26 protein-coding genes are annotated in these 22,912 nt (G+C 46.6%); 3 read left to right on the top strand and 23 right to left on the bottom strand.

Annotation, left to right across the window (positions count from 1 at the left end; all coding sequences use genetic code 11):
* Positions 1 to 3: 3 nt before the first annotated feature.
* Genes H581_RS37715 through H581_RS0106105 form a run of 3 tightly spaced genes read right to left on the bottom strand, consistent with a single transcriptional unit; the run spans position 4 to position 1,643 of the window.
* Positions 4 to 180 carry a hypothetical protein gene (locus H581_RS37715; protein ID WP_156889512.1) on the bottom strand — a complete coding sequence of 59 codons (177 nt, stop codon included), beginning with the start codon at positions 178 to 180 and terminating at the stop codon, positions 4 to 6.
* A 3-nt stretch (positions 181 to 183) separates the two neighbouring features.
* Complete coding sequence (locus H581_RS0106110; protein WP_156889511.1) at positions 184 to 1,443, bottom strand: glycosyltransferase family 2 protein; 1,260 nt, start codon at positions 1,441 to 1,443, stop codon at positions 184 to 186.
* Positions 1,440 to 1,643, bottom strand: a complete 204-nt coding sequence (locus tag H581_RS0106105) for a helix-turn-helix transcriptional regulator (RefSeq protein ID WP_028609240.1) — start codon at positions 1,641 to 1,643, stop codon at positions 1,440 to 1,442. Before H581_RS0106105 ends, H581_RS0106110 begins: the two co-directional genes overlap by 4 nt.
* Positions 1,644 to 1,799: 156 nt before the next feature.
* On the opposite strand from H581_RS0106105, the gene H581_RS39585 reads away from it, so the two are divergent.
* A complete protein-coding gene (locus tag H581_RS39585; protein ID WP_036717930.1) occupies positions 1,800 to 2,009 on the top strand; it encodes a helix-turn-helix domain-containing protein in 210 nt (69 codons plus the stop codon).
* A gap of 55 nt (positions 2,010 to 2,064) precedes the next feature.
* Here the strand turns inward: H581_RS39585 and H581_RS0106095 are convergent, their stop codons facing one another.
* From H581_RS0106095 to H581_RS37705, 3 genes are all read right to left on the bottom strand, one after another.
* On the bottom strand, positions 2,065 to 2,805 hold the full coding sequence (locus H581_RS0106095) for a peptidoglycan recognition protein family protein (protein WP_028609239.1): 741 nt from the start codon (positions 2,803 to 2,805) through the stop codon (positions 2,065 to 2,067).
* Positions 2,768 to 3,043, bottom strand: coding sequence for a hypothetical protein (locus H581_RS37710; protein WP_156889510.1), 276 nt, complete (start codon positions 3,041 to 3,043; stop codon positions 2,768 to 2,770). The genes H581_RS0106095 and H581_RS37710 overlap by 38 nt, the downstream gene beginning before the upstream one ends.
* A 109-nt stretch (positions 3,044 to 3,152) precedes the next feature.
* Positions 3,153 to 3,476 (bottom strand): hypothetical protein, encoded by a 324-nt coding sequence (locus H581_RS37705; protein WP_156889509.1) that lies wholly within the window; start codon positions 3,474 to 3,476, stop codon positions 3,153 to 3,155.
* 428 nt (positions 3,477 to 3,904) lie between these two features.
* Here H581_RS37705 and H581_RS0106080 point away from each other — a divergent pair, with 428 nt between their 5' ends.
* Together H581_RS0106080 and H581_RS0106075 are read left to right on the top strand one after the other, a co-directional pair.
* Positions 3,905 to 4,207 (top strand): hypothetical protein, encoded by a 303-nt coding sequence (locus tag H581_RS0106080; RefSeq protein WP_028609236.1) that lies wholly within the window; start codon positions 3,905 to 3,907, stop codon positions 4,205 to 4,207.
* Between the two features lie 4 nt (positions 4,208 to 4,211).
* On the top strand, positions 4,212 to 4,775 hold the full coding sequence (locus H581_RS0106075) for a DUF1515 family protein (RefSeq protein WP_028609235.1): 564 nt from the start codon (positions 4,212 to 4,214) through the stop codon (positions 4,773 to 4,775).
* A 61-nt stretch (positions 4,776 to 4,836) separates the two neighbouring features.
* On the opposite strand, the gene H581_RS37700 is transcribed toward H581_RS0106075, so the two are convergent.
* From H581_RS37700 to H581_RS0105990, 17 genes are all read right to left on the bottom strand, one after another.
* Complete coding sequence (locus tag H581_RS37700) at positions 4,837 to 5,013, bottom strand: hypothetical protein (protein ID WP_156889508.1); 177 nt, start codon at positions 5,011 to 5,013, stop codon at positions 4,837 to 4,839.
* Positions 5,014 to 5,017: 4 nt separating this feature from the next.
* A complete protein-coding gene (locus H581_RS0106065) occupies positions 5,018 to 8,944 on the bottom strand; it encodes an LPD38 domain-containing protein (RefSeq protein WP_028609234.1) in 3,927 nt (1,308 codons plus the stop codon).
* A gap of 11 nt (positions 8,945 to 8,955) precedes the next feature.
* Complete coding sequence (locus H581_RS0106060; protein ID WP_028609233.1) at positions 8,956 to 10,272, bottom strand: hypothetical protein; 1,317 nt, start codon at positions 10,270 to 10,272, stop codon at positions 8,956 to 8,958.
* Between the two features lie 4 nt (positions 10,273 to 10,276).
* Positions 10,277 to 10,408, bottom strand: a complete 132-nt coding sequence (locus tag H581_RS36955) for an XkdX family protein (protein WP_084134485.1) — start codon at positions 10,406 to 10,408, stop codon at positions 10,277 to 10,279.
* Positions 10,408 to 10,773, bottom strand: coding sequence for a hypothetical protein (locus tag H581_RS0106050; protein ID WP_028609232.1), 366 nt, complete (start codon positions 10,771 to 10,773; stop codon positions 10,408 to 10,410). The genes H581_RS36955 and H581_RS0106050 overlap by 1 nt, the downstream gene beginning before the upstream one ends.
* Positions 10,774 to 10,783: 10 nt before the next feature.
* Complete coding sequence (locus H581_RS0106045; protein WP_028609231.1) at positions 10,784 to 11,614, bottom strand: hypothetical protein; 831 nt, start codon at positions 11,612 to 11,614, stop codon at positions 10,784 to 10,786.
* A gap of 4 nt (positions 11,615 to 11,618) precedes the next feature.
* Positions 11,619 to 13,169, bottom strand: coding sequence for a hypothetical protein (locus H581_RS0106040; RefSeq protein ID WP_028609230.1), 1,551 nt, complete (start codon positions 13,167 to 13,169; stop codon positions 11,619 to 11,621).
* A 12-nt stretch (positions 13,170 to 13,181) separates the two neighbouring features.
* A complete protein-coding gene (locus tag H581_RS0106035; protein WP_028609229.1) occupies positions 13,182 to 13,742 on the bottom strand; it encodes a phage adaptor protein in 561 nt (186 codons plus the stop codon).
* Positions 13,743 to 13,783: 41 nt separating this feature from the next.
* On the bottom strand, positions 13,784 to 14,077 hold the full coding sequence (locus H581_RS0106030) for a hypothetical protein (RefSeq protein ID WP_028609228.1): 294 nt from the start codon (positions 14,075 to 14,077) through the stop codon (positions 13,784 to 13,786).
* 61 nt (positions 14,078 to 14,138) lie between these two features.
* Positions 14,139 to 15,101 carry a N4-gp56 family major capsid protein gene (locus tag H581_RS0106025; protein ID WP_028609227.1) on the bottom strand — a complete coding sequence of 321 codons (963 nt, stop codon included), beginning with the start codon at positions 15,099 to 15,101 and terminating at the stop codon, positions 14,139 to 14,141.
* Between the two features lie 13 nt (positions 15,102 to 15,114).
* Positions 15,115 to 15,897: a hypothetical protein gene (locus H581_RS0106020; protein ID WP_028609226.1), complete on the bottom strand. Its 783-nt coding sequence runs from the start codon at positions 15,895 to 15,897 to the stop codon at positions 15,115 to 15,117.
* Between the two features lie 271 nt (positions 15,898 to 16,168).
* On the bottom strand, positions 16,169 to 17,854 hold the full coding sequence (locus H581_RS0106015; RefSeq protein WP_028609225.1) for an SGNH/GDSL hydrolase family protein: 1,686 nt from the start codon (positions 17,852 to 17,854) through the stop codon (positions 16,169 to 16,171).
* A 6-nt stretch (positions 17,855 to 17,860) separates the two neighbouring features.
* A complete protein-coding gene (locus H581_RS0106010; protein WP_028609224.1) occupies positions 17,861 to 19,624 on the bottom strand; it encodes a portal protein in 1,764 nt (587 codons plus the stop codon).
* Complete coding sequence (locus H581_RS0106005) at positions 19,624 to 19,857, bottom strand: hypothetical protein (RefSeq protein WP_028609223.1); 234 nt, start codon at positions 19,855 to 19,857, stop codon at positions 19,624 to 19,626. Before H581_RS0106005 ends, H581_RS0106010 begins: the two co-directional genes overlap by 1 nt.
* Positions 19,851 to 21,320 carry a phage terminase large subunit gene (terL, locus tag H581_RS33215; protein WP_245599936.1) on the bottom strand — a complete coding sequence of 490 codons (1,470 nt, stop codon included), beginning with the start codon at positions 21,318 to 21,320 and terminating at the stop codon, positions 19,851 to 19,853. The genes H581_RS0106005 and terL overlap by 7 nt, the downstream gene beginning before the upstream one ends.
* Positions 21,292 to 21,810 carry a transposase gene (locus H581_RS0105995; protein WP_245599935.1) on the bottom strand — a complete coding sequence of 173 codons (519 nt, stop codon included), beginning with the start codon at positions 21,808 to 21,810 and terminating at the stop codon, positions 21,292 to 21,294. The genes terL and H581_RS0105995 overlap by 29 nt, the downstream gene beginning before the upstream one ends.
* 595 nt (positions 21,811 to 22,405) lie before the next feature.
* On the bottom strand, positions 22,406 to 22,906 hold the full coding sequence (locus H581_RS0105990) for a sigma factor-like helix-turn-helix DNA-binding protein (RefSeq protein WP_028609221.1): 501 nt from the start codon (positions 22,904 to 22,906) through the stop codon (positions 22,406 to 22,408).
* Positions 22,907 to 22,912 lie beyond the last annotated feature (6 nt).

Below are 22,912 nucleotides of genomic sequence, written 5' to 3'. Positions count from 1 at the left end.
AATTCACTTTAGCCACTCACCGTCTTTGAACTTATAAACGACAGCGCCGGTCCCTATATATACGACTTCAATATCCTGAACGCCGGATTCCCATAGTTGGTCTGCGCGGCTACGGGCCAATTCATAAGGCTGACGCTCCTGGAGCTGCTGCTCACTATCTGTCCAGCTGATCGCGTACATGTCCTACGCCCCCACCTTCTGCGTCATGCTCTCCAGAGTGGCGCTCTTGGTATGTTCTGTTCGAACCCATACACGCTTACCGGATGTAAACAGCGACCAGACGAATAAAGGGACATAAGTATAATTTACAAAAAATACGCTTATGAATGCTTTGACTGCATTAATTTTTTGTGCCGAATCTCTTAATGTTGTCGCGATGTAGATCAAATTGAACGAGACGAAGATTAACCATACCCACAATGGAAGAACAGGCCGAACGAATGAAGCATCCGTAAAATAGGCTATGTAGAAGGTAATGGATGCCGCTGTTCCGATCACGATCTTGCCTGGATTCAGCAGGTATAGGAAGCCGTCAAACGCTCTAATATCCCCGCGTAACACTGACCGTTTTAATAGTGCTAACGAGTATTTGAAAAACACGTCCCAATGACCTCTAGCCCAGCGTAGGCGCTGAATGCAGGATGCTTTAAAGCCAGTCGGCTTTTCATCGTAGACACGAGCATGATGACACCAAGTAGCTCTCTCACCAATTAATAAGCATTGCATCGTAAATTCTAAATCTTCTGTAAGGCTCCGCGCCGTCCATCCTACTCTTCCAAGCAAACCACGTTCCACGCAAAATCCCGTACCACCGACAGCATTGCCTAGCCCGAGCCGGTATTTAGCCAATTGCCACGATCTATTCATAAAATAATAGGAAGTGGCGTACCCCAAGCTAATGGCGTTATCGTTTGGATTCTTGCTGTCAAGGTAACACTGGATCAGCTTTTCGCCGGCACAAAGATGATTGTTCATTAATTGAAGGTAGTTCAGGGACACTAGATTGTCAGCGTCAAACACCACGACAGCATCATACTGTTCCATATCCAGTTGTTCAAGTGCGTATTTTATAGCGTATGGCTTGCCTTTTTCTTCCCCCGGGAGACTCGTATGTTCTAGTACAATAGCCCCTAGCGCCCTACAAATCTCCGCCGTCCTGTCATTGCTGTTATCAGCGATCACGCAAACGTCATATAACTCCTTCGGGTACTCCATTTGATTCAAGTTAGCTACCAAGTCTCCGATTACCGCCTCTTCATTGTGTGCAGGAATCAAGATCACAAACTTTTTTTCGGGCAGCTTATTACGCAGCTTACGCGCCTTACCGAATCCAAACAAAGAGATTATAAACCAGTAAGCAAACCAAAACAATAGACCGTATTGAAGGATATCGAATAATAGCATTAAGTCCCACACTCCATTTTTTGTTTTTGTTTTTTTCACGAAACGTGATCTTTTTGGTCAAAAAAAAGTTCATCCACAGTAACCTTGAAAAAAGCGGCCAACTTTGCCTGTAACTCCCTTCTTGGGAATCTATATCCTAATTCGACCATCGCATACGTACTAACCGGAACCCCTAATTCTTCAGCTATCTGTCTTTGTGACCGATTACCGCGCAATTTAACTATTAAATGATTTTTCATACTTTCATTTCCTCCCCTCTGATCACATTTTGTGATCGTCCTTAATGATGAACTATAAATCACGTATCGTGATCTGTCAAGCATGAAAACCACTTATCGTGGTTAATATAGGATTATCACGTTTTGTGAAGTAATTAATATATAAGGTGATAAAATATGACAACATTCGGGAGCCGAATAGCGAGTTTACGGAAGAAAAAAGGATTAACTCAATTAGAATTAGCTAAACTGTTGAATATATCTAAGAGCGCTTTAGGAATGTATGAGACTGATAAACGGGAACCGAATTTTGAAACGTTGATGCAGATAGCTGAATATTTTGAGGTCACGCTCGATTATTTGATAGCTGGTAAGAGCAATTATTAAACAAAAAAATCCCGCTAACCACAACGGTCGGCGGGATTAGTTATTTAAGGACTGCTTAAAGCAATCCCTCTGCACGCATGATATCCGCTACCCTCGATAGCTTCCTAATTGCTTCGAATTGATTTTTACCCGGATTCGATGCCTTTTTATACAAATCCTTGACCCTCGTTTCGAGTGCCGCGGCATTCAATAACTGGCCTTGCAAGTTATCATTCAGCTCCATGCTTAATTCAATCTCAGAAATATCCGATCGCACCTTATCCATACTGTAACCAGGGCAAGCGGTTGGCGTCATTTCTCCGTGAGATCTCAGCTCCTTAAAAGCCGGCATACTGGATTTAGCGATATAGTAGGCCATGTACAGGGCGGCACGATCAGCATCGTTCAGCACATCATTGCCGGCGTAGTTCCCTGATACGGATATATGGACGGTGTAGCCATTATTAGAAGCAACGCCATACGTAAAGTCCGTTAGGTCGTTGCAAATGTACAACTTGCCATTCCTTATGAACAGATGATAGGGGAAGCCTCCGTCTCCTTTGGAGCGGTTTTTCTTCGAATTAATGTGCGTTGTGGAGATATTCTGAATAAGTTGTTCGTCCGTGTATTTAGCTGTAGAGGACTTAGACAATGCATCATGGTGCATAACTATGTCTGTCAGCGCTTCGACGTTTCTAGGAGGGTTTATGACCGTCCATCCGCCATTTGGGTTAACAGGTAACTTTCCGCGTAAGTCGATAACTGGGACGGCTGCAAGGTTATTGGGCAGTATCTTGGGTAAAATCCATTGTGTCATTTGCCGGCCCCTTTCCAGTTTCAACCTTCGATTTATCTACACCGCCCTCAACCCAAATATAAATCAGATTGGAAATCGAGCCGGCTGCGATATTTATAACAGGCATCCACTTGTTAACTTCGGGATCGATGTCCACAACCCCTGTTACGAATAAATAGAAGCTAAGTCCATTTACTGCCAACGAGCCTATTAGAGCTTGGAATTTTCTCGACCCTAACTTTTTTAGATATTCTTTCATTTTCATCACTCCCCAATACGATTTTAATTGCTTCTTTGAGTTCGTCACTGTAACCTTCCTGATTTCTTCGGGACCATTCCATGTAATGCCCTCCCTTTCTAATAAGAGGTCAACTTTCTGCTCCAGCCGGCTTTTCTTCTCGTGATAGAACGGTAGTAGCCGCAGCAAAGACTTTTGAACAGACTTCATTTTCAGGAACGCCAGTATACCCATTACGATGGCTGTTGTCGTTGCTCCATGTTTCCATAGGTTTTCGATCATGGTTATGGACCACGTTATCCAATCTTGCATAGGCATTACCTCTATATAAAAGTTTGTCATACGTTTCACGATCAACAAAAAGAGCGATAAGTCTCAATGACTCGTCGCTCAGTGGTGAATATAAGTATTCATCTTCATGGAATTCAATAGGTGGATCCATAGTTACCTCCACTTCCTTCCCCCCTTACCTCGCCCGCGCCTCTTACTCTTTCCCACCGCTTTATGGAGCATGTCCCGCACTCTTGAGTCTTTCAAGTGTCCGCTGACGTCTTGCTTAGGTTCAATTTTCAACTCTATCGATAAGTACACTGTTATTACGTTGCGAATTGTAGATCCATCATGGAACACGACGAAAACATTCGTTTTATCGAGCAGCATTTCATGATTTCTTGGTGAAGGTGTGAAAGGGACAGTTTGCAATCTAGCTTCTAGCCACTTTTCGGATATATTGCGTTGGGCACATCTCAATTTGGCATGATCGGTGAATCGTATTTTCATTAGTTGGATCTCTCTCCCTAATCATATTTTCACTCCTCTATAGGCAAAATGTAGCAATTGTAGTAAACTTATGACGAAAACTTCCAATTGAGGAGAGTATACATGGAAAGTAAATTTGTAATTACATTTGAAGAAGATAAAGAATATAGACGCTTTTTAGTTTCACACGTTATGACGAGAATACATAGAGAAATGGCAGTAGTTGATCTTGTTGAAGAAGTCATCCCTAACGCAAAGAAATTTTTATTCAATGATGACAATTCCTTTACAAGAATGGAAGGAGAATCTAGCTTAATCAATCATGTCCATGCTACTATTAGCATTCAACCCGATCAGTTACCATTTATCATAGAATCTCTTCAAAAGTTGTATAATGATTATAAGACTGAAAATAACGGTAGGTGATTAAATGAGTAGGTCACCACTAAATTCAATTGAAGCATTACGAGAAGTTGCTTCTCAGCAAACGATCCCTATTCTTAGATGGGCTAAATATGCTAATATGCAGATACAAGGGATCACAAATGAACAAGAACAGATACGTGAAGCACTTAAGCAGATATCTGTAGAGATGTATACTTCCGCCGGTAGGGAGGATGATTCCATGAGCGATATTACTCAAAAATTAACGGAAATCCATGGCCGACTTGGAACCGTAGAGACTGATATCAGTAATTTAAAATCAAATTTCGCCAGACTTGATGACCGTGTTGAAAAAGGCTTCGCTAAAATGGAAGCCAAGATGGATAAAATACTGGAAAAGTTTGATCAAGTTCCTACAAAGGATTATATCCAAAAGGAAATTCAAGCTCCCGTCGCAACTATTAACACTCAATTAGTTGAAGTGAAGAAGGATATAGAATTCTTGAAAATAAAAAGCAACGACGCTGTAACCAACAAAAAGTTTTGGATTGGAATTGGTGTCTCTTTAGTTGCGGCAGCAGTTGCCGTATACAAAATAATAGTTGGTTAAGAAAAAAGACACCTAATTAAAGGTGTCTTTTCTTATGGTTAGACGTGCAATATGATAATTATTAGCTTGTAACCTCTTCAGCCCATGCGAATACCCGTCCCAAGAAGGGTACCTTATCACCAACATAATAATAGACTGACTCGATCTTCGGCAGGATGAATAGACAAACAAGAATAAATCCTATTATCAGTACCCATCCACCGGCAACCATCCATTTATCCTTTTTGGTGTCGTACAAGATATTACCTCCTTGGCATAGGAACCCCGGCTTCTCGGAGTTTGGAATTTACATCCAAGTATATCTCGTTTATTTGCGCTTGAACATCCCTTAATTTTTGAGCCTTCTCCTCAGCAGATATTGTAGTATCACCAGTAATATTCCGCTTAGAATCGTTAAGTTCTGATAACCGCTTTGACGCAGATCCTTTGGCACGCGAGGTAGCTAATTTATAAACCTCATCGTTGTACCAGTCAGGAAGCTTCTTGCCGACGTCTACATTATCAGTTCGCGCATTAATTAGACTTTCTTTAGCTGTATAAAAATCATCTGATAAAGTGTTCGTAAATACAGGATCAACAATGAAGTTTTTAAGCAGTGTATTGCGCGTCGTCCCACCACCTACATCGGACATAAGTGGGAGAATTAAACGTGCTGGGTCTCCACCATAAGCGCGGATGAGGTAATCCACCTGTATAGGTGATATCTTCAATTTTTCGCCTAGCCATTTAGCAGGATCGCTCGTTCTCTCATCAAATTGCTGACCTGGAGAACGTCCTGTCAAGCGTTGCGGTACAATTGGAGCGCCGGTAAAGCTTTGATTGGCACCAACTGCAAAGAAAGGAGCGGCAACGGTTGCGTTGAACCCTCCTGTAATGCTTTGTTTTAATCCTCCTCCTTGCGTCGGGCCTTGAAGTAGCCCTGATACTGCAGGAGGCGTAAATGCGTTAACCAGACTACTCAAAGTACCTTTGTATGCTTCCGGATCTTTATTGATTACATCATTAAGAACATCAGTTAAAAATGAACCGAATGCCAAGTATTCTGGCGGCATGAACTGTTTGTTGAAAGTGCCATCCGCATTTTTACTGATAATGATATTCCGGTAGCGTTCACGGGCCGGCAGCTTTTGATAATCCGGATCGTCGTTGAACCGCGCATATTCATATAGTTTAGGAGCAATCACGAGCGATAATAAGCCGCCTGTCGTTTTAACAGGATGCTTTATGAAGGATTGCCCTACCCTCCGAATACCTTGAACCGCCGCATTGCTGTAGGGAATAAATGCCTCGATGTTGTTCGACCAGTCACCCCTACGTGAGAAGTTAACCGTAGATTCACGAGCTGCATTAATTGCATTTCGCACATTCTCAGGTGTCCGCTCTTTCCCCTTCATCGCCCTACGGAATGCCGCCATCCGGTTTGCATTCTCGGACAAATCAGCCGCCTTCTCAAGGACTTTGAATGGCGCTTTGATCGTCTTAGCTGCACCCTTAACAATCCCTTGTGGTGATAGAAATGGATCTCTTCGCAGGTCGCTAATCGTTGTATTTAGCTTCCTATCACCTCGCAATAATGCGGAGTATTCGCCCCCTGATCTTCTGAAATCCTCGGCCAGGTTCCTCAGTCCCGGTATCTTCAATGCGTCTGCTAAGGAACTGATCATAGCATGCGGAAGGTCTACAGCTAGATGTTTGAAACCGTTAGGTGATTGAATCGCCGCTTGGACTGAATCGGCCGTCAAACTCTTTACCGCGAACATTGGTGCAAGTAATCCCGTTGCTCCTCGTTTTGTAGCATCTGAAAAGAGTCTCATACCTGCCATAACAATATTAGCTTGATCTGCTCCCATTCCGAGCAACGCTTTTACTGCTTCAGCATCATGCACCTTTACGAATACCGGCTGTCCCTTGACCATGGCCCTAACGATATTCTCATCCCCTGCGGAATTCTTCTTAAACAGGGACTTGAAATCATTGTCCAGCAGCTCTAGGAATTCCTCTGACCCACCGTCACGCAGCGCATCATCCAAATTTTTATAGCTTGTGGTGGGCTTTTTAACGATCTCTACGATACCTTTCATGCCATCAGGATCCGCTTGAATTGCCTTAACGATCTCCTGCATACTGCGGTTACGAAGCTCTGCACTTTTCCAAGCATAGGTTTGTTCGATTGCCGAGCGCAACGGAGTTACAATGCGACGTGTGGAACCGGTCGGGCTTACCTCTTTGATTGGTGCGCTCTGACCTGAGAACCCAGAACCTCCACCGAACTTTGGTTGTGCTAACTTCTCACCAACCGTGAACTGCCGGCGCATGGATGCGTAGTTTGGATTAGCCTGGCGCATTGCATTTCTAGCAGCCTCGCTTATCAATCCTTCACGTACCCCGGAATCTAATAGATTCGTATTGAACGTATCCCACTCCTGCCCAATCTCCTTAAGTGCAGGATAACGTGCCTCAAGCTTCTGAACGGCTTCTCTAGCCTTATCAGGAGTCATCTTAAGTGCATCATCATATACCCGTTCGCCTCTCTCCATGCGCGTTATAGCATGTCTAAGTACGAGGTAATCATCGACATTCTTGCCAAGTCCACGAGTTTTTTTCATAATATCGTCTAAGCTGCCGCCGATTACATTGCCTTCAAGATCGACAAACTTGTCACGGATAATGGTGTTTGCTACGTTATTTGCTCTAGCAGAGTCCATTGCCGCATCGTATGTCTTCCGGCTGATCTTGTTGAGCGGAGAAAGGTAGTCCACTGTATTGTGATACGTTGATCGTGCAGCTTGTTTCGTTCCTTCTATCGCTCCGCTGACGTTATTTCGTAGCGGATTATTGACGATTTGCTGCTCTGTTGTTACGATTCGATTGCTTTTGTTGGAGCCGAACGGCGTTATTCCAATACCTTTGTCACCGAATAGCTGAGAAAACCAACTGTTTTGCGGTTGTGATGCGGCTGCAGGCGCTTCAGGTGCGTTAGTAGACAATGCCATCCTTGTATTCTGAGGTGCATCAATAGCCCCTGCTACACGTCCCATACGAAGCCTCTCAACCTCGTTCTTGAAGTTCGGCGTATTGCCTCCCAGGATGTCATCAAGATTATAGCCTCGCTCCTTCGCTACCGATCGGGCCACATCGTACATGTTCATATTGCCTTTAATGTCATTCGCTAGCTGGCGCATATCCTCGTATGGCAGTTTGCGGATCTCGTTCAGGGATACATCGCCAAGATGCGGTTTAAGCCACTTAGCCAGCTCGTTAGGGTTTTCTAGCGGCGGTGTGATGCGTTCAGTTACGATCGGGCTTATCTCGCTCATAACCCTGTTTACGTAGGTGTCGGGACCGCCTACCTTGAGACGTCCGGTTGTAACTGCATCGCCAGCTTGTTGGATGGATCGTGCAGCGCCTAATTGATTGCCAATAACGCGTTCTGCCGCGTTCTCAGCAACCATTCCTGCACCTCTTCCAAGACCGGATAATGCGGCGCCACCAGCAGCGCCCAGACCTGCACCAATTAGAGCTTGTTTGCCGGCTTCTTCTAGACCACCACGAGGATTCGACGCTAACGATTGACCAGCTGCTAACGGCGCGCTTACAACGCCTTCCTTGATTGCTTCACGTCCGACCGTAGGCAATAGTCCTGTGCCGAGACCAAGTTTAGGCGCTGCCCGGGAAATAAGGCTCCCTGTTGCTGCTGTAGCCCCGGTAATGGCTGTCAGTCCTGCACCTGGTGTATAAAGCTGCTCAGCCACTTTTGCCCCTGGTCTAGTAGTAGCTTCAACGGCATCAAATACCTTTAACACATCGCCAATTACAGGTATGTCACGACCCGGCTGCTGTGCGTTCTCTGCAAGCCTCAGTTGCCTTCCGGATGGTGCAGTAGGACCAAACACCGGACGTAGATCCCGGTTAACGCTTTGCGGCGTGAATGCGGTTGTCGCTGTGCGTAGCTGGCTTTCTACGCTTGGAAGAGGGGAAGGTGTGGACCTCTCCACCCTTTCCTCTGTTTGACGCGCCGACTGTTGCCGCCGTTCTTCCTTTTCCTTTTGGATACTAGTGCGTCTACGATCAAACGCCGAGCCGCCACCAGTTCCACCACTTGATGTTTTTTTAGCTGGTTCAGCAGTCTTGATGCCCAACTGCTCCCGGCGTTTATCGAATATGCCCATGCTTCACGCTCCTACTCTGGCAAAGGAATGCCAAACTTTTTATACAACTTGACCATGTCCGATTCCGATAGATTCGGATTATCCAGGATCATACTCTCTATAAGCGATAACTGGTTAGGTGATGGAGGACCAGCAACGTTTTTGCCCCCCGGCAAGTTGTTGATGATGTATGTTTCCATTGATGCAGCGCTTCTTGGTAGGTTAATGTCCTGTATCACTGAAGCTGTAGACGGTTTGGAACCGCTAGAGCCGCCAGATCCACCAGATCTACCTGAGCCGCCGCCACCTGAGCTTATCCTCGCTTCTTGCGCACGATCTAATGCAATTCGTGCATCAGATTGGGATAATTGACGATTTTGTACAGCTTTTTCAAGCGCAAACTCTTCACCCCATTGCGCTACATCTCTATCAAATTCCGCTTTATAGCGTTCATCAGCGATTTTGTCACGACTAGCACCATATGCAAACTCCTTATCATATCGACTATCCGCGACTTGATCCCTACTTACTCCATATTCAAAATTCCTATTGAATTGCTCGTCGGCTACTTGATCTCTTGAGGAAAGGCGAGAAAGTTCATCCCTCGATAACCCCAATTGCTCAGAACCAAGCCATTCGTTGAAGTCTTGCCCCCGATTACGGAATGCATTGTCCTCAGATCGATTGACTAACGCTTGCGCCATTTCAGCAACTTGCGCAGCTCTTTGAGCATCCAAGTCTTTGATGGAGTTTTGACCAGCTATACTCACCTTATTTTGCAGGTCAGCCGCTAATCCGGATTGAGCGCCCCCACGCGCTGATGCGAGCTCCCCAGCGTTTAGGGAGTTTTGATACTGCTCTGCTTTGACGTTCTCAGCGGCCCGGGCATATAGCGGATCAACCTGCTGGTTCGACTGCGCCAGAGCCGTTGCGTAATCCATGGCTGAGTAAGTCTTAGGCGCGAATTGTCCCGCGGCTGATTGTTTCATAGCCGGTTCGTTCTGTGTTTTTTGCGTACCTGACGTGCCTTGAACGCCATAACCCACGCGCATAGCATCAGCTAGTATCTTGGCTCTCAAGCCACTGTCACCTGATGCGTATCTTGCATTTTGATCCGCAGCGTATTTATCGATGCCGCCATAATTCTTTTCGAAATAGTCAAGCTGACCTTGATTCAGTTTTGGCGCTGTCGGGTTAGGCGTGAAACTCGCGTTCGCCTGTGAGGTCGTAGCCGGCGTTTGTGGCTTCAACGTACTGTATTGCGCTGCATTCGCCGCATTCGTAGGAGCGATGCCGTTATTCTTTTTGCGCTGCAATTCCGCTGTAATTTGCTGGGCAGTCATTGCCATCCGTTTACACCGCCTGACCTGTTATTTCTGTGTATTGTTCGTTTGTTATTTTCCCGGCTGTGACAAACTTCATTACGTCTGAATTGAGGTATCTACCTGCGTCATAGTGCCGTTTAACAATGGTAAACCAGTCCATTACAGAACACCTCCATCGATTAGTGCTAGAAGCAATGCAGCTTGCTCACTTTGCGTTTGTTCCAGTGCTATTTGCGTATCGATCAATTCCATAGCAATCATTGCTGATTCGTTTTCGAGCTGCTCAATTCGTAGTTGATCCGGCGTTTTCTTTGGCTTCTCAGCTTCGATTTCCTCTGGTGTTTTATCGCGTGGCTCAACGTCGATCAGTTCGCCGTTAGCGTCGGTTATGATCGAGAAGTATGGGAAAAGGGTCATAATCTTAGCGGCCAGCGCTGATTGATCATCAATGAAATATGAATCCGGATATGTCTCAGGAGTGTGCCAATCTGCCGACTCATAGCTTCCGTTTGCATGTAGGATCATGGTTAACCTCCTATCTCAATGCGATGTAGTTGTAAACTTGAGTGCTTTCGTTTGTTTTAGCATTCGCGCTGTTGTAAACCGTAATTTTATTTGTCCCGATAGTTACCGTATCTGTCCCGTTCCGCTTTGCGTTTGAACCAGTTACTGACAATGCCATGAATGTTGGATCAATTACGGCGTTGCCAGGGTCTCTACGTGTTAGATATACAGCACTCGGAGTGAACGGTAGTGCAATGTCGCGAGTTGCAGCGCCGTCTCCTGTGTAGGAGCCTTTGTCGTATGGTGCGTAAATCGAGGTGTATACAGGATTCCATGAACCCCAGCCGCCTGCCGTGGTTCCTTTTCTCCACCATACCCCATCATCGCCGTAAGCGGTCTGGTGCGCAGGTCCACCAGAATCATCGTGCCAGCCTCTAAACGAGTAAACGACATAAAAGTTACTCGCAAGCCCTATCGAGGATCCCGTTTTAAAATCAATGGATACTCTGCTAGGAACATCGGCTGGTAGCGTGTTTACCTCTCTTGTATCTACGACGGATATATCACCAATCATAAGCGGAAGCGTTAAAGAACCTGTCATTGTTTCGCTGCCGGAAGTATTTACAAACGCCGCTATAACATCGGGTGCTAGTTTGGCGTAGTCGATTGTGCCGGCCGGTATCTCTTCATTGATAAGGTCCTGTACTTGCCCCTCAAGAACGGTTATGTCACCTTCAGCCGCAACAATGCGTGTATCGTGGTTGTTATGGCCGGCGATAAGTTGATTTAATTCATCGTTCATTTGAGTGGAAACAATTCGTTGCCCAGCAATAAACGTGTAGAGTCGATTAAGTAGCCCCACCTTCTCACCCCTTTATTTTTTTAACTTTGTACACTTGAGCGAATCGATATATTGTCAATGGCTGATCTAGTAAATCATTTGTAATGACATATTGGATGTTGTTCCCTTTCTTCCTTAGCTTGGCATTCTTTATGATTACATTTCGAATACCCCAAGAAACTTCATCCCAATTCCCTTCATCCCACACACCTGATTCGTCGGTCGAGATGGCGTTGACATCCACTTCCAGACTGTCAATGATAACTTTTAAATTGAATTCCGAACTCTGTGCCTCGTACTGTCTGGCAATTACCTTGAGCGTTCGGAACTTCTTAACTTGCGCATCGTATCCAAAATCGCTATTTTTCGTCTTCATCATGAAAGAGATGATCGCGCCGCTATCATTGAATACCGCGGTATCAAACTTATATATGAACCCACTTTCAGCGGAGAAGTACAGCACCCCATTACGATCTAAAAAGTCATTGGCCGGCACGTTCGTCCATTTGGTCCAGCAACGCAGGATCGTGTCATAAACCAGCGTCAGACCGCTTGGAAACGATAGATAATACTTGTTGTCGGAATACTCCCCAACTGCCTTCGCTTTGTCGGACTGTGATATGCCGTTTAAAGTCGTCTCAACGCTCGATATGACCGTTTTACCATCCTGCACGACAGATATTAGATCCGCGCTGATATAGTCTCTATCGGTGCTGTAGAGGCTGTATACGCCATCGTCTGATAGGTAGAACAGGTTATTGCCGACATAGGCCACACTTTCAGGAGCAATACAGCCGCTTGGAACGTTGATACGGCGCATTTCATAGTCGTTTATGGTCCGGCCGTCGCCAGTTAAAGCCCACATTGACCGCCGATTTAATATAATAATCGCGTTCCGGAATGTCCGGAGCGTTATGGATTCGTCGTTTTGTTCGCTTACAAGGTCGAAAAAGAATGTAGCCGGGAAGTAATCGAATGTAGCATAGCCTAAGATCGGGTCATGATGGCAGAAGCTCAACCGGTTTTTGACCGTTGCATGGGCCAGCGCAAATATGCGGTCCTGCTTGATTGCGATTGCCCGGAAATTAGTGAGATTAACAAGATCATTCGATCCCGGGTCAGTAGTTTCAGCGGTAGAGGGTGTATGCGGAACAACTTCCCTCACGTCCGTCCCGTTGTATACCTTTAGCTTTCCACCGTCTGCAATGAGCGTAACGTCCACTAAGGTACGGTTCTTGTACGTCAGCATGCTTGTATTGTTCGATGTGAGAGCCGTGATTCCGCTGAATGGGATAGGCGAGAAGGTGCCGGCAGTATCCTTGTGTAGAGCCAGGTTAGAAACGGCCAGAAATTCACTCGTACCGTTGTTTTTATAGAACGTGTATAGACGCTTCACAGCGCTCGGTAAGGCTACTGTGTTGTATTTGGTATATCCGTGCCGTTTTGCTACGAAACCGCGCCCTATGATGGCATTCTGCACGTCTGTAAGAGATTTGTCAGAGACTAATGCAGGATCGTCCTTGTCATTCAATCCAAGTGAGAAGTCGCGTAGTGGATAGAGAAGTTTTTGTGTCACAGTTCCATCCTCCTAAAAGATCATCTCGATATTGTACATAGGAGCCTTACGGCATTCGTAAACAAATTGGCTCCGACGGCTGAGATATTCACTCATTGCATTAACCTGCAGCCCCTCTTCCTCGTCCTGGTAACGGGCCCGGGCAACCGCATAAAGAACAAGCAGGTCATGGAAGTCTGAACGAATCACCGGTACATCGTCCGGTAATGATAAATGCGGCAGACGCGCTTCATAGTAGAGCGACAGGCTTTTCGGCTCTTTTGGCGTAGGTTGGATGACGATATCCTGTCCGATTACCTTATAACCGCATGATGTGAAGTCCCTTATCGGCAACTCGTACAAACCTTGCGGTGTTGAACCCGTTTCATCCACCAACATAACCACTTTTATGAGGTCAGTTGGTTTCGGATATGCTTTTTGATCAGCAATAAGGCTGATTGTGGAGGTCTGTTGATGATTAGCGAATGGGGAAATATCATCTATCGCCCGATTAATCCAGCCGATGATATAACCGTCATCTAACTCGTCGTCGATATCTTTGTTCACTTCGTCGATAATGTCACTCAGCTTCACGTTATCACCCCTTATATGCAAAAAAGCCCCATAAGGGGCTATTAGATAATCTTGATCTCCTTATTCACGCTCTCGCGGATGCGGCGCTGTACGGCCATTGTCTTGGAGTAGCTTTCCTGCCAAATATCGCGGATAACCTCAGGCACATCGAATTCCATACCACGCGGAACAGCATAGATGATACCATTCCAACCGATTGGCACAACATCATCCGGGTTGTTCGGATCCTCAGGGATCGTTAACTTAACTTTTTTCATTTCCTGCAGCTGTTGCTTCAACGATTTTTCCTCGACCGCGATCTGTGCTTCCAAACTTGCCTCATTTGCCTTTGCCATTATAATTTCCTCCTAATAGTAAAGGGAGAGCCGGCAGCCCTCCCTAGTTAATTTTTATTTCTTATACAGTAGCGGCTGATTCATATCGCACGATGCAAAGCTCATTCAAGCGAACGGAAGTGAACGCCGATTTCCAGGCAACCGTATTGAACTGGTTGAGTGGGTCAGCCGTACCAGCGGAACCGGCTTGGTGAACGATAATGTCAGGCTTGCTGGAGCCTTCAACGTCCGGAATACCATAAGCACCGCGACCAATGAAGAGAGTAGCAAATACGTCAATTCCGGCAGCACCGGCACCAACGTATTTCATGCCGTTATCCACTTCGATAAAGTAGATGCCGTACATTTTACCGATTGTACCTTCTTCGCGGTTCTTTGTATCAACGTAAGTGTTCTGATCTTTCCACTCCGTTGTTTGCATCAGGTCTGTCGCCACATCTGTGTGAATGAAAGCAATGTAGCCCTTACCGCCGCCCGGAAGCGTCACTTGCTTAACCTTGTTACGGCGCATTGTACGACGTACTTTCAGGATATCAAGCGCCGTGATCTTGTCAGTATTAGCAACCGTTACACGGGAAGCTCTGCTTGCCGCATATACAACGTTTGTTCCAGCATAGATAATATCGCGAACGATCGTATCCATCGATTCGCCGGCATTTTCACCCATCAGCTCAGATGCTTCAGTCATAAGCGGATCAAGGCCGACCATGTCGATGAAATCAGAAATCTTTGTCCACGATCCGTACTCTTGAACCGTTGCCGTCACAGGCGTGATATCAAGGTTTACGCCATCAGGAGTGACGCCCTCTGTAAGCGCCGTTGTCGATACCGCAAGGGAATTCAACCGTCTCCATTGTGCTGTAGCGCCTTTGCGTTTCGGGATATTCTTCTTCTCACCGAATTTCATGTACTGCAGTTCGGGGAGTAGGCGCTCAAGCATCGCCGTTTGATAAAACGTTGCATTCTCCGCTGTTAATTGATTGACGCCGGCCGTTCCGTTATATCCTTGTACTGATGTTGGCATTGATAATCATCTCCTAGTCAAATGTTTTTCTTGTTCCTGACTTAACTTCAGCGATCATTCGCCGCTGTTCTTCACGACTGAGGTTTGCGAATCCTGTCTTGTGATCCACATCACCTTGACTGAGCGCCCCTGTGGACGTTTCAGCGTTCTGCTGCAGGTTACGAATGGTTTCGGCTTCCGCTTGCTTACGAGTGTTCGCGATCTTGTCTTGAAACGATGCGACCATGTAAGCATGCTCAATGCCGTAACCGTTTTTCGTGACCAATTCGAAAATTTGTTCGTTGTAACTGTCGAAATCATTGTACCTAGAACGCAGATCCTTCAACTCAGCATCAATCTGAATCTGCTGTTCCTTTAGCTGAAGTTGTTCACGTTCTTGTCGCAGCTGTGCAATCTCGCCCTTAAGCGGTTGTAACTCAGAGCGTATGAAGTCCTCAGGAACGCCGTATAAATCCGCTTCCTCTTGCACTCGCTTGTCTTGCTCAGCTTGGTCCAGCGCTTGCAGATAAGCTTCTGACGAATCGTAACCGTAAAATTTAGCTACACGGTCGAGATTCTTCGCCTGCTGCTCAAGCTGTGTCGCTCGTTCCTGAACCTTGTCATAGTTCAAACCTTTTTGAATCCAAGTAGGCGCTTCGTCTTTAGCAACGAACCGATCCTCCTTGTTGTACTTCACTGTAAAACCTTCAGCAGCGGCCGTTTCCTGCGTGGTAACAGTCTCGACAGCTTCCGTTTGTGTTTCTTGCTCGGTTGTTTCGATTTGTTCGCTCTGGTAGGCGACTTGTTCTTCTTCCATGCTAGTTCCTCCTGTGCGCTATGGTTGGCGCTCGATGGTTAGTAAATAGGCCCATCGCTGCTCTGCGAAGGGCCTGGTTCCGATAAATCATGTTTCTCTTTAAAAGTCATCCTTACATATCCTTTGCCATCGCAAGTATCGCATGGCAGGATATCCATATAACCGGCACCATCACAGACCGGACACCACTTTTCATACTCTGTCAATTCATGTGGCTTTGTCGACTTAAATGGTTTAGATAACCACTGTTTCAATACATTTATCAAACGCCTCATAAATCTGGTCCTACGAAAACTGGAGTAATGGTGGTCACTGCTGGCACGATCCTCAAATTGTTCGGCGTCATCGCCATGTTGATAAGCGATGTGCCTCCGGCTGTGAGTTTGTCATTCATCGGAGCATACAATTCAAGCGCGGACTGCGAGATGATCCCGTCATTCAGCTGCTTGATTTGCCAAGCCTGTTTCTTCGTGCGATACACGATTACGTCTTTGATGTTGGCGTTCTTCAGGAAGACCGTTGCAGCTGGCCGACCTCCGATGTTCAGTGTGCCAAATGCCGTTAGGCCCGTATCGACCCCGGAGTAGATGTTGTTGCCGTTCAAAAATACGTCCAGCCTGCCGTCGATCTTATTCCAAGACTGGGTGAGCCTGTACCATGTACCTGTAGCAATTGTCCCGGCTGCACCTATAACCGTACTCGACCCGACACCCGTACGAAGCATACTGAGTGACCCGTCAGCGTTGACAAAGATCCGCTCCGCTCCAGATGTACCAAAGGAAAACAGGCTCGTTGCCCCGGTCGGCGCTTCATTCAGCTTGAACATCATAGACACCGTGAAACTTTCAATGGCAGCGCCTTTCGTCATGGCGTACGTCATCGGCACGTCCGTAGCCAAGTTACCCGTGTGTATGTGTCCTCGCTGCGACTGAAGATATCCAGCAGGTTGGAAGCGTAGGCGATCAAAGACGTACGGGATTGACTTAGCGAATGCCAGCTGCCCAGTATCGTCGATGTGGGAGATGTCATCAGAAGCTGAAGCAATAGGCCATGCATCTGGATTTGCTTGGTCCAGAACGCAGTTCATGAAGTCCAACACATAGAAGCCCATAGCCTCCAGTTCGTGATTTAGCTGGTTGGCGTACTGCAAGTGAAGCGCGTTATAACGCTGAGTCGGAAACTGAGACACGATGATCGGGATCTTGCCATGGTCCTTTACCTTGTTGGCCATCTTGAGAATGTTCGCCTTAATCGTCTTGTAGACCGTTTCCCTCCCGGCATCATTCGCGGCATCATGGAAACCTTCGTTACCGATTGTTACGCCAATGACCACGAACCGCGCCTGATGAGAAGGGGCGATATCGAAAGAAAATCGATCAAGGGCTTGCAGCGAAGTGTTACCACCTACACCACGACTCCTGAAAGTCAGACCGTACGGCGCTGAGTAGTAACCGTTAAGCCGTCCCTTCCAAGAAGCTGCTTCTGATGTGGATCCTTGGCTGTCCATAGTGGACGATCCCCATAGCAGAACCTCTTGATCGTCATACATTGGAGCGGTTAGAAAGAGTTCTTTTTTTCCGTCCAGTGTCGTCGTTGCTTCCTCTTTGGTAGTGGACCACGTTTTTCCTGTCGTAGTCGCCACCGATCTTTTGCTGAACGGTGAAATGGGTACTATTTCCGTCGCTCGAACATTGATTTGCTGTGTTCCTGAAGAGGAAACGAGTGTAAAGCTTGTAAAATCGACTTCATTCTCCCACACAGCGCCGGGAACAATAGATTGATTTGTATATGTGCCTACCGTAAGAGTTAAATTGCTTCTCCCATTGTTTTTGACTCCTAGTTTATTTTGCGGTTTGGGGTATGTCCATGTTGTTGACGTTGTTCCTACCGTATCCACAAACTCCGTCACGACATCCCCGTTGCTCTGCCCCCTTGATTGTGTTATTACTGCCGGCACGTTCTATCAACCTCCTCCTGACGACTTCACAGCCGCTAATTGCAATTGTTGATTGCCTTTCACTTGCTCAAGTTCCAGCTTATTCGCATGATCCTGCTGCTTAATCGCCATTTGCTGTTCCATCTGCGCCGCGGCTTCTGCTTGTGGATCAGGCTGCGGCATCTGCGCCGCCATCTCCTGCTGCTCACGTATCTGCTTGAGCAATCTATCCTTAAACGGCACAACCGTTTTAGGCGCGAATTCAAGGTACTGCTCGGTGCTGATGGCTTGCTTGTCGTATAACCGGTCAAGCGATGTCATCATGAGTTGTTCGGAGTATTGGGAGCTTGGTCCGATATCAATCTTGAGGTTCAAGTCGATACCGGCATAGTCCGTACCTTTCATTTCGTCCGAATACTCATTACCATCATCGTCCTGCAGGTTAACTCGTCGTGTTGTGTTGTGCTTCACCTTCCAGAACTCTTCCCAAATACGTCCGATATCCTCCATAGCACGATAAAACCGCTTCTTAATGGACTCGATCGGCACGCCGGCCGCTTTTTGCAGGAGCATAATGGCTGATGCATTCAATTGGCTGCCGCCTACATCACCCGTCGAAGCGTCTTGAGCAGAAGCAAGCGTTCTAGTGTGTTCCATGAAGGACTCAACGAGATCCCGAGCCATGCCGTTAACTGTTCCCGGCATTAAATACTCGATTCCTTTTTCTCCAGGCGGCGAATTGTCGATGATCGGCACGCTTGGATCATTGTTCAGCGTGTTCGGATCCACATAAGAAGGGTTGATCACCGCTTTAGGCCAGCCTGTAAGCTGCACAGAAAGGACGCTCATCGCCATCAGGAAGTTAATCGTCTTTTGGTTCGGTATAAGTCCCTCAGTGTCTCCAATGCCGTGTATGGACTTCTTACGCCGTTCCCATTGCATAACCGCGATAGGGTACAGCTTGAAATCCATTGCCGTTTTCTTCTTCACTATCTGACCGGAGGCGACTTTACACATGTAAATCATGTCATCCTCTTTCCAATACTGAAACAAAACTGTGACTTTCTCGCTGCCATCTACCTCAATCTTGGCGCGATCGTAACCTTCATCCTGCGTTTCTTTGTCAGGCTGGATCATCGCGACCATTTCAGCACTCAAACCGTTCTGCTTGGCTTCTCTGCGGACTAAACTGAGTTGGCTCCGCATGCTAACGATGATATAAGGCTGCTTCTGAACGTCTCGCTGTTGCGGATTACCAAAGAATACGTTAATTGGGTCAATAACCTCACCACACATCTTTCCTATATACGGCTGCGTAAGACCGCCTTTTTGACCAGTATCCCAATAGTAGTGCCATATACCAGTGCCGATATTTGACGCGCTCTCAAGCGCTTCCTCGTTGAGCTCATCCTGTTTGATCTCCTCCCATACGGTATCGGAGTAACGTGTGAACTTCTCGCCGGCTTCATCAGCTAATTTCATCATCTCGGCTGTTTGTGGGTCATTGGCTTGCATGCCCTCAACCGACTCCTGCGGTGTATAGATCATTTTTATGTTCTCGTTCATCACGCTCGATACTTTGTGGTTCTGAATGTACCGAATGATGTTGAATACCGGCCGCGGCAGGTTTTTCGTTCGCTCTGTCGGCGGTGGCCATTGATCACCTGCTTTGAAGCGCTCGTACTCAGGCCAGCGGTCAAGGAATTGCATGCTGCGTAAGTACCCGATACCGCTCTTGTATCGCTTCTCGACCATAGGAGCGATGTTTTGTTCTGGCTTCTCTTCAGTCACTATTTATCACCTTCTTTCGTTGGGCCGTCCATCCACTCACTAACAAGGTTAACGCCTAACAATGACTCAGCCTGCGCCCTAACTGGGTTGAATGGATCAAGTGTCCCGGCCGTCGTTGTAACAGGCTTAGTCCGGATGTTATCGCGTATATACTGGTTGATAGCTTTCTTCGTATCTTCCTCAAGGTCAGGCTGTGAGAGGATAGAAGCGACTTTTACAATGTGATCTACCACTGCTGGAACCCTCCTTGATAATCTTCGCTTTGTTGGAACGGAAATGGTGTTGGAACCTTTGGTGCATTTGGTAGATCCCCTCGAACATAAATAAAGCGATGGAGCGCTTGGCTCATCGCATCAACTTGGTCATCGTTCTTTCCGTTCGGGAAGCTTGCTGCTTCTTCTACAAAGTCCTGTGTCCATGATGTACGAGGCAAATAAACGTTCCCTGATTCGATATAAGCAGATACCGCATTGACTCGGGCCACCTTACCTCCCTCGGGATTTATGCCCAAGATACCAGGTATTTCACGCTGCAACGTTTGAATGATTGCCGATCCATTCGCTTTGTCCTCGATTAGCTTCAAGTGAGCCTCGGGGTACTTCGCCACCATGTTACGAATGCTTTGTAACGTGGCCGGGAAATTCAACTTTGCTCTCACTTGGTCAACGAGATACATATTAGGACCAGTTCTGCCCCATGCTTGAATAACAACATAGTCACTGTCGTCCTCGTCCTTGAACGCTGCATCAACACTAATGAGCATGGATGCGAATATTGGTGGGTTCTCGTAGTACCTCCACCAGTCTCGTTTGAGGAAGTTACCATCAGCTGCACTAGGACGTTGTTGATACAACGCATTAAACACCCGGGAGCCTACATCCACTTTAATTTGCTCCATGCGGTTCTGGTCGAATCCAAACTCAGGCCATAGTGGTTCTCCCTCTGCCCTGCCGAGGTAGTCATCTTTCTCTGCTAGAGCCGGGAAGTTTATCACCGTCCACCGTTCGCCCTTGTGAGTACCCTCTGCGATCTCGTCAGCCTCTTTCTTGAGTAACCGACCAACTAGATCATCCTCATGCCAACGTGTCATTACGACGATGATACGACCGTCAGGTGTCAAACGTGTATATAGAGTGGATGTGTACCATTCCCATATCTTTTCTCGCATCGTCTCGCTATCGGCTTCTTCAGCGTTTTTAACCGGATCGTCGATGATAGCGATCTTAGCGCCCTTACCAGTGATTGCACCACCAACACCTGCAGCTGTCACACCGCCTCTGTAGCCTTCTGTGCCCCATGACTCAGCTGATTGGTTAGCTGGATCAACATTAATTCCAAACATGTCCTGATTGGCTATCAGTGTGTCTCTGGCAATACGAGAAAAGCCCCGACTCAGATCAACCGAGTACGAGGCTAAGATGATTTCATCTCCGGGATTGCGTCCTACGTGCCATGCAGGAAACTTCTTGCTCACTCGCTCGCTCTTTCCATGTCGCGGAGGCATTGTCACAATTACACGCTTTAGTGTGCCCTCAGATACTTTGATAAGCGTTTCGTCCAGTACGTCAAGGTGTGCGCCGTCTCTGTCCCTAAATTCGCTATCAACGTCAACGAAATAAGAGAAGTCACGCCGCGCTAATTCATAAGTGGCTTGTTCCTCTATTGCATTAAGTTGTGCTTGACTTAGCTTTAGCAAGCGCCCTCAACTCCTCTGTCGAGAGTCCTGTCATATTTATGTTATTGGTCATTTGACCAGAGTGCTCAATGTCCTGTTTGTCTCTCCATGCTGCAGGTCTTCTGTTCTTCAACCAGAATATCTGAGCCGTCGTATCCGGGTTAACCATCTTTCGTACGATCTTCGTTACTGCAATTTTAGGATCTCCACTTTCGTCCAATATCGGTTCACCGGTAATAGGATTGTAAAGTGGTTCCTGTGTCACTTCTTCGTATTCATACCCTAATGCTCGTTTATACAAGGCATTCTCGACTTTTATATCAGCTTCATCCTTAGAACGTTTTAAGGACTCTACTAACTCTGGATGGTCCTTCTTGTATGCATGGAATGTTGATACTCCTACATCAAGATTCTTTGCTATATCCTCATCGGTCAATCCGTCTCTCGCCCATGCTTCTATTAGCAGTAGCTTGGGCTTAACATGTGTCTCATACTTGCCTACTGCCATCATTCATCATCTCCTTTCCCGAAATAAACGTGCATCGCATATTGCCAAAGTAATAGATTCAAAATAGCTATAATCGATATGGCGTCATAGTCGGTCACGTTTAGCTTTAAATAGCTTCGTTGTATCTATCGGTTCAATCGTGTGGTAGCCATTCCCTAAATCAATCCATCGGGAATTGTCACGCAAGTCGATGGCGCCCGAAGCTTCTAACCGTTCATCTAGGCAATGTCCGCAAAATGGGTTTGATAGATATGCTCTAGGACACGTTTTCATATCTCTTTCGCAAAACTTGCATTTTAAATGCATATCTTCATCTCCTCATAACGCAAAATAGCCGCCTTTCGGCAGCTACATGCGATAGAATAACTATTCGCGTCACGTTGGGAGACGTAGACGACAGGATTGTTCGATTTATTTTATATGTGCAGCGCGGACGCGCTTGTCACCTTAATAATGCAAACGAGAAGCGATGCGCTCACCGCGTCCCGTCTGCCTGAATGCAGTGTGAATGCAACGTGTACATGCGATTACACTCAACGTCAGCACCCTATGAAATTATTGTAACAGCAGGATAGTACAAATAAAGTGCAAATAAAGGTCAATATATATCCGTGGTCCTTCTCTTCTCGTCTCCATGGTGCATATGTGTTCCTCTGTCGTGTATCTCCTCAATATGCGGAGGCTTAACGAATCGGAAGCACACGCCCAGGCTTGCTAATGCTGATTTGTGCCGGCTCTTGATTGTGCCAACGCTCAGATGTTTGCGATCCGCAATCTGCTGCAATGATAGCTTATCCATCCACTTCAGCTTAATCACACTCTGTTCTTCTTCTGTAAGCGTCTCTAGGCCACCCTCAATGTCTCTCACGACTTCAGCATAGGCGTTATAGTCCAACCGATCCTGAAAGCCTGTATGCCCCATATCAGCCATTCTGCCGTTTGGTACGAAGAATAATTCAGCCGCTCCCGATCCACTCGGCATCGCGTCATAATTAGCTATTCCTGCAGCTGCTCTGGGCCGGTGTCGTTCGTATTGGTTTACTGCGTATTTGTAGTTACGATAGTTCTTAAGCAACTCCGTTACGTTTTCACGGTTCATGTGTTC

The organism is Paenibacillus harenae DSM 16969 (assembly GCF_000422465.1).
Classification (GTDB): Bacteria; Bacillota; Bacilli; order Paenibacillales; family Paenibacillaceae; genus Pristimantibacillus; species Pristimantibacillus harenae.
Note: the sequence above shows the minus strand (reverse complement) of the source record. Positions and strands in the feature narration are given on the sequence as shown.

What these genes read in the sequence shown, in the direction of transcription:
- H581_RS37715 (WP_156889512.1), bottom strand. Translation starts at nt 180, where the DNA reads ATGTACGCGATCAGCTGGACAGATAGTGAGCAGCAGCTCCAGGAGCGT.
- H581_RS0106105 (WP_028609240.1), bottom strand. Translation starts at nt 1,643, where the DNA reads ATGAAAAATCATTTAATAGTTAAATTGCGCGGTAATCGGTCACAAAGA.
- H581_RS39585 (WP_036717930.1), top strand. Translation starts at nt 1,800, where the DNA reads ATGACAACATTCGGGAGCCGAATAGCGAGTTTACGGAAGAAAAAAGGA.
- H581_RS0106095 (WP_028609239.1), bottom strand. Translation starts at nt 2,805, where the DNA reads ATGACACAATGGATTTTACCCAAGATACTGCCCAATAACCTTGCAGCC.
- H581_RS37710 (WP_156889510.1), bottom strand. Translation starts at nt 3,043, where the DNA reads ATGAAAGAATATCTAAAAAAGTTAGGGTCGAGAAAATTCCAAGCTCTA.
- H581_RS0106080 (WP_028609236.1), top strand. Translation starts at nt 3,905, where the DNA reads ATGGAAAGTAAATTTGTAATTACATTTGAAGAAGATAAAGAATATAGA.
- H581_RS0106075 (WP_028609235.1), top strand. Translation starts at nt 4,212, where the DNA reads ATGAGTAGGTCACCACTAAATTCAATTGAAGCATTACGAGAAGTTGCT.
- H581_RS0106065 (WP_028609234.1), bottom strand. Translation starts at nt 8,944, where the DNA reads ATGGGCATATTCGATAAACGCCGGGAGCAGTTGGGCATCAAGACTGCT.
- H581_RS0106060 (WP_028609233.1), bottom strand. Translation starts at nt 10,272, where the DNA reads ATGGCAATGACTGCCCAGCAAATTACAGCGGAATTGCAGCGCAAAAAG.
- H581_RS36955 (WP_084134485.1), bottom strand. Translation starts at nt 10,408, where the DNA reads ATGGACTGGTTTACCATTGTTAAACGGCACTATGACGCAGGTAGATAC.
- H581_RS0106050 (WP_028609232.1), bottom strand. Translation starts at nt 10,773, where the DNA reads ATGATCCTACATGCAAACGGAAGCTATGAGTCGGCAGATTGGCACACT.
- H581_RS0106030 (WP_028609228.1), bottom strand. Translation starts at nt 14,077, where the DNA reads ATGGCAAAGGCAAATGAGGCAAGTTTGGAAGCACAGATCGCGGTCGAG.
- H581_RS0106025 (WP_028609227.1), bottom strand. Translation starts at nt 15,101, where the DNA reads ATGCCAACATCAGTACAAGGATATAACGGAACGGCCGGCGTCAATCAA.
- H581_RS0106020 (WP_028609226.1), bottom strand. Translation starts at nt 15,897, where the DNA reads ATGGAAGAAGAACAAGTCGCCTACCAGAGCGAACAAATCGAAACAACC.
- H581_RS0105995 (WP_245599935.1), bottom strand. Translation starts at nt 21,810, where the DNA reads ATGATGGCAGTAGGCAAGTATGAGACACATGTTAAGCCCAAGCTACTG.
- H581_RS0105990 (WP_028609221.1), bottom strand. Translation starts at nt 22,906, where the DNA reads ATGAACCGTGAAAACGTAACGGAGTTGCTTAAGAACTATCGTAACTAC.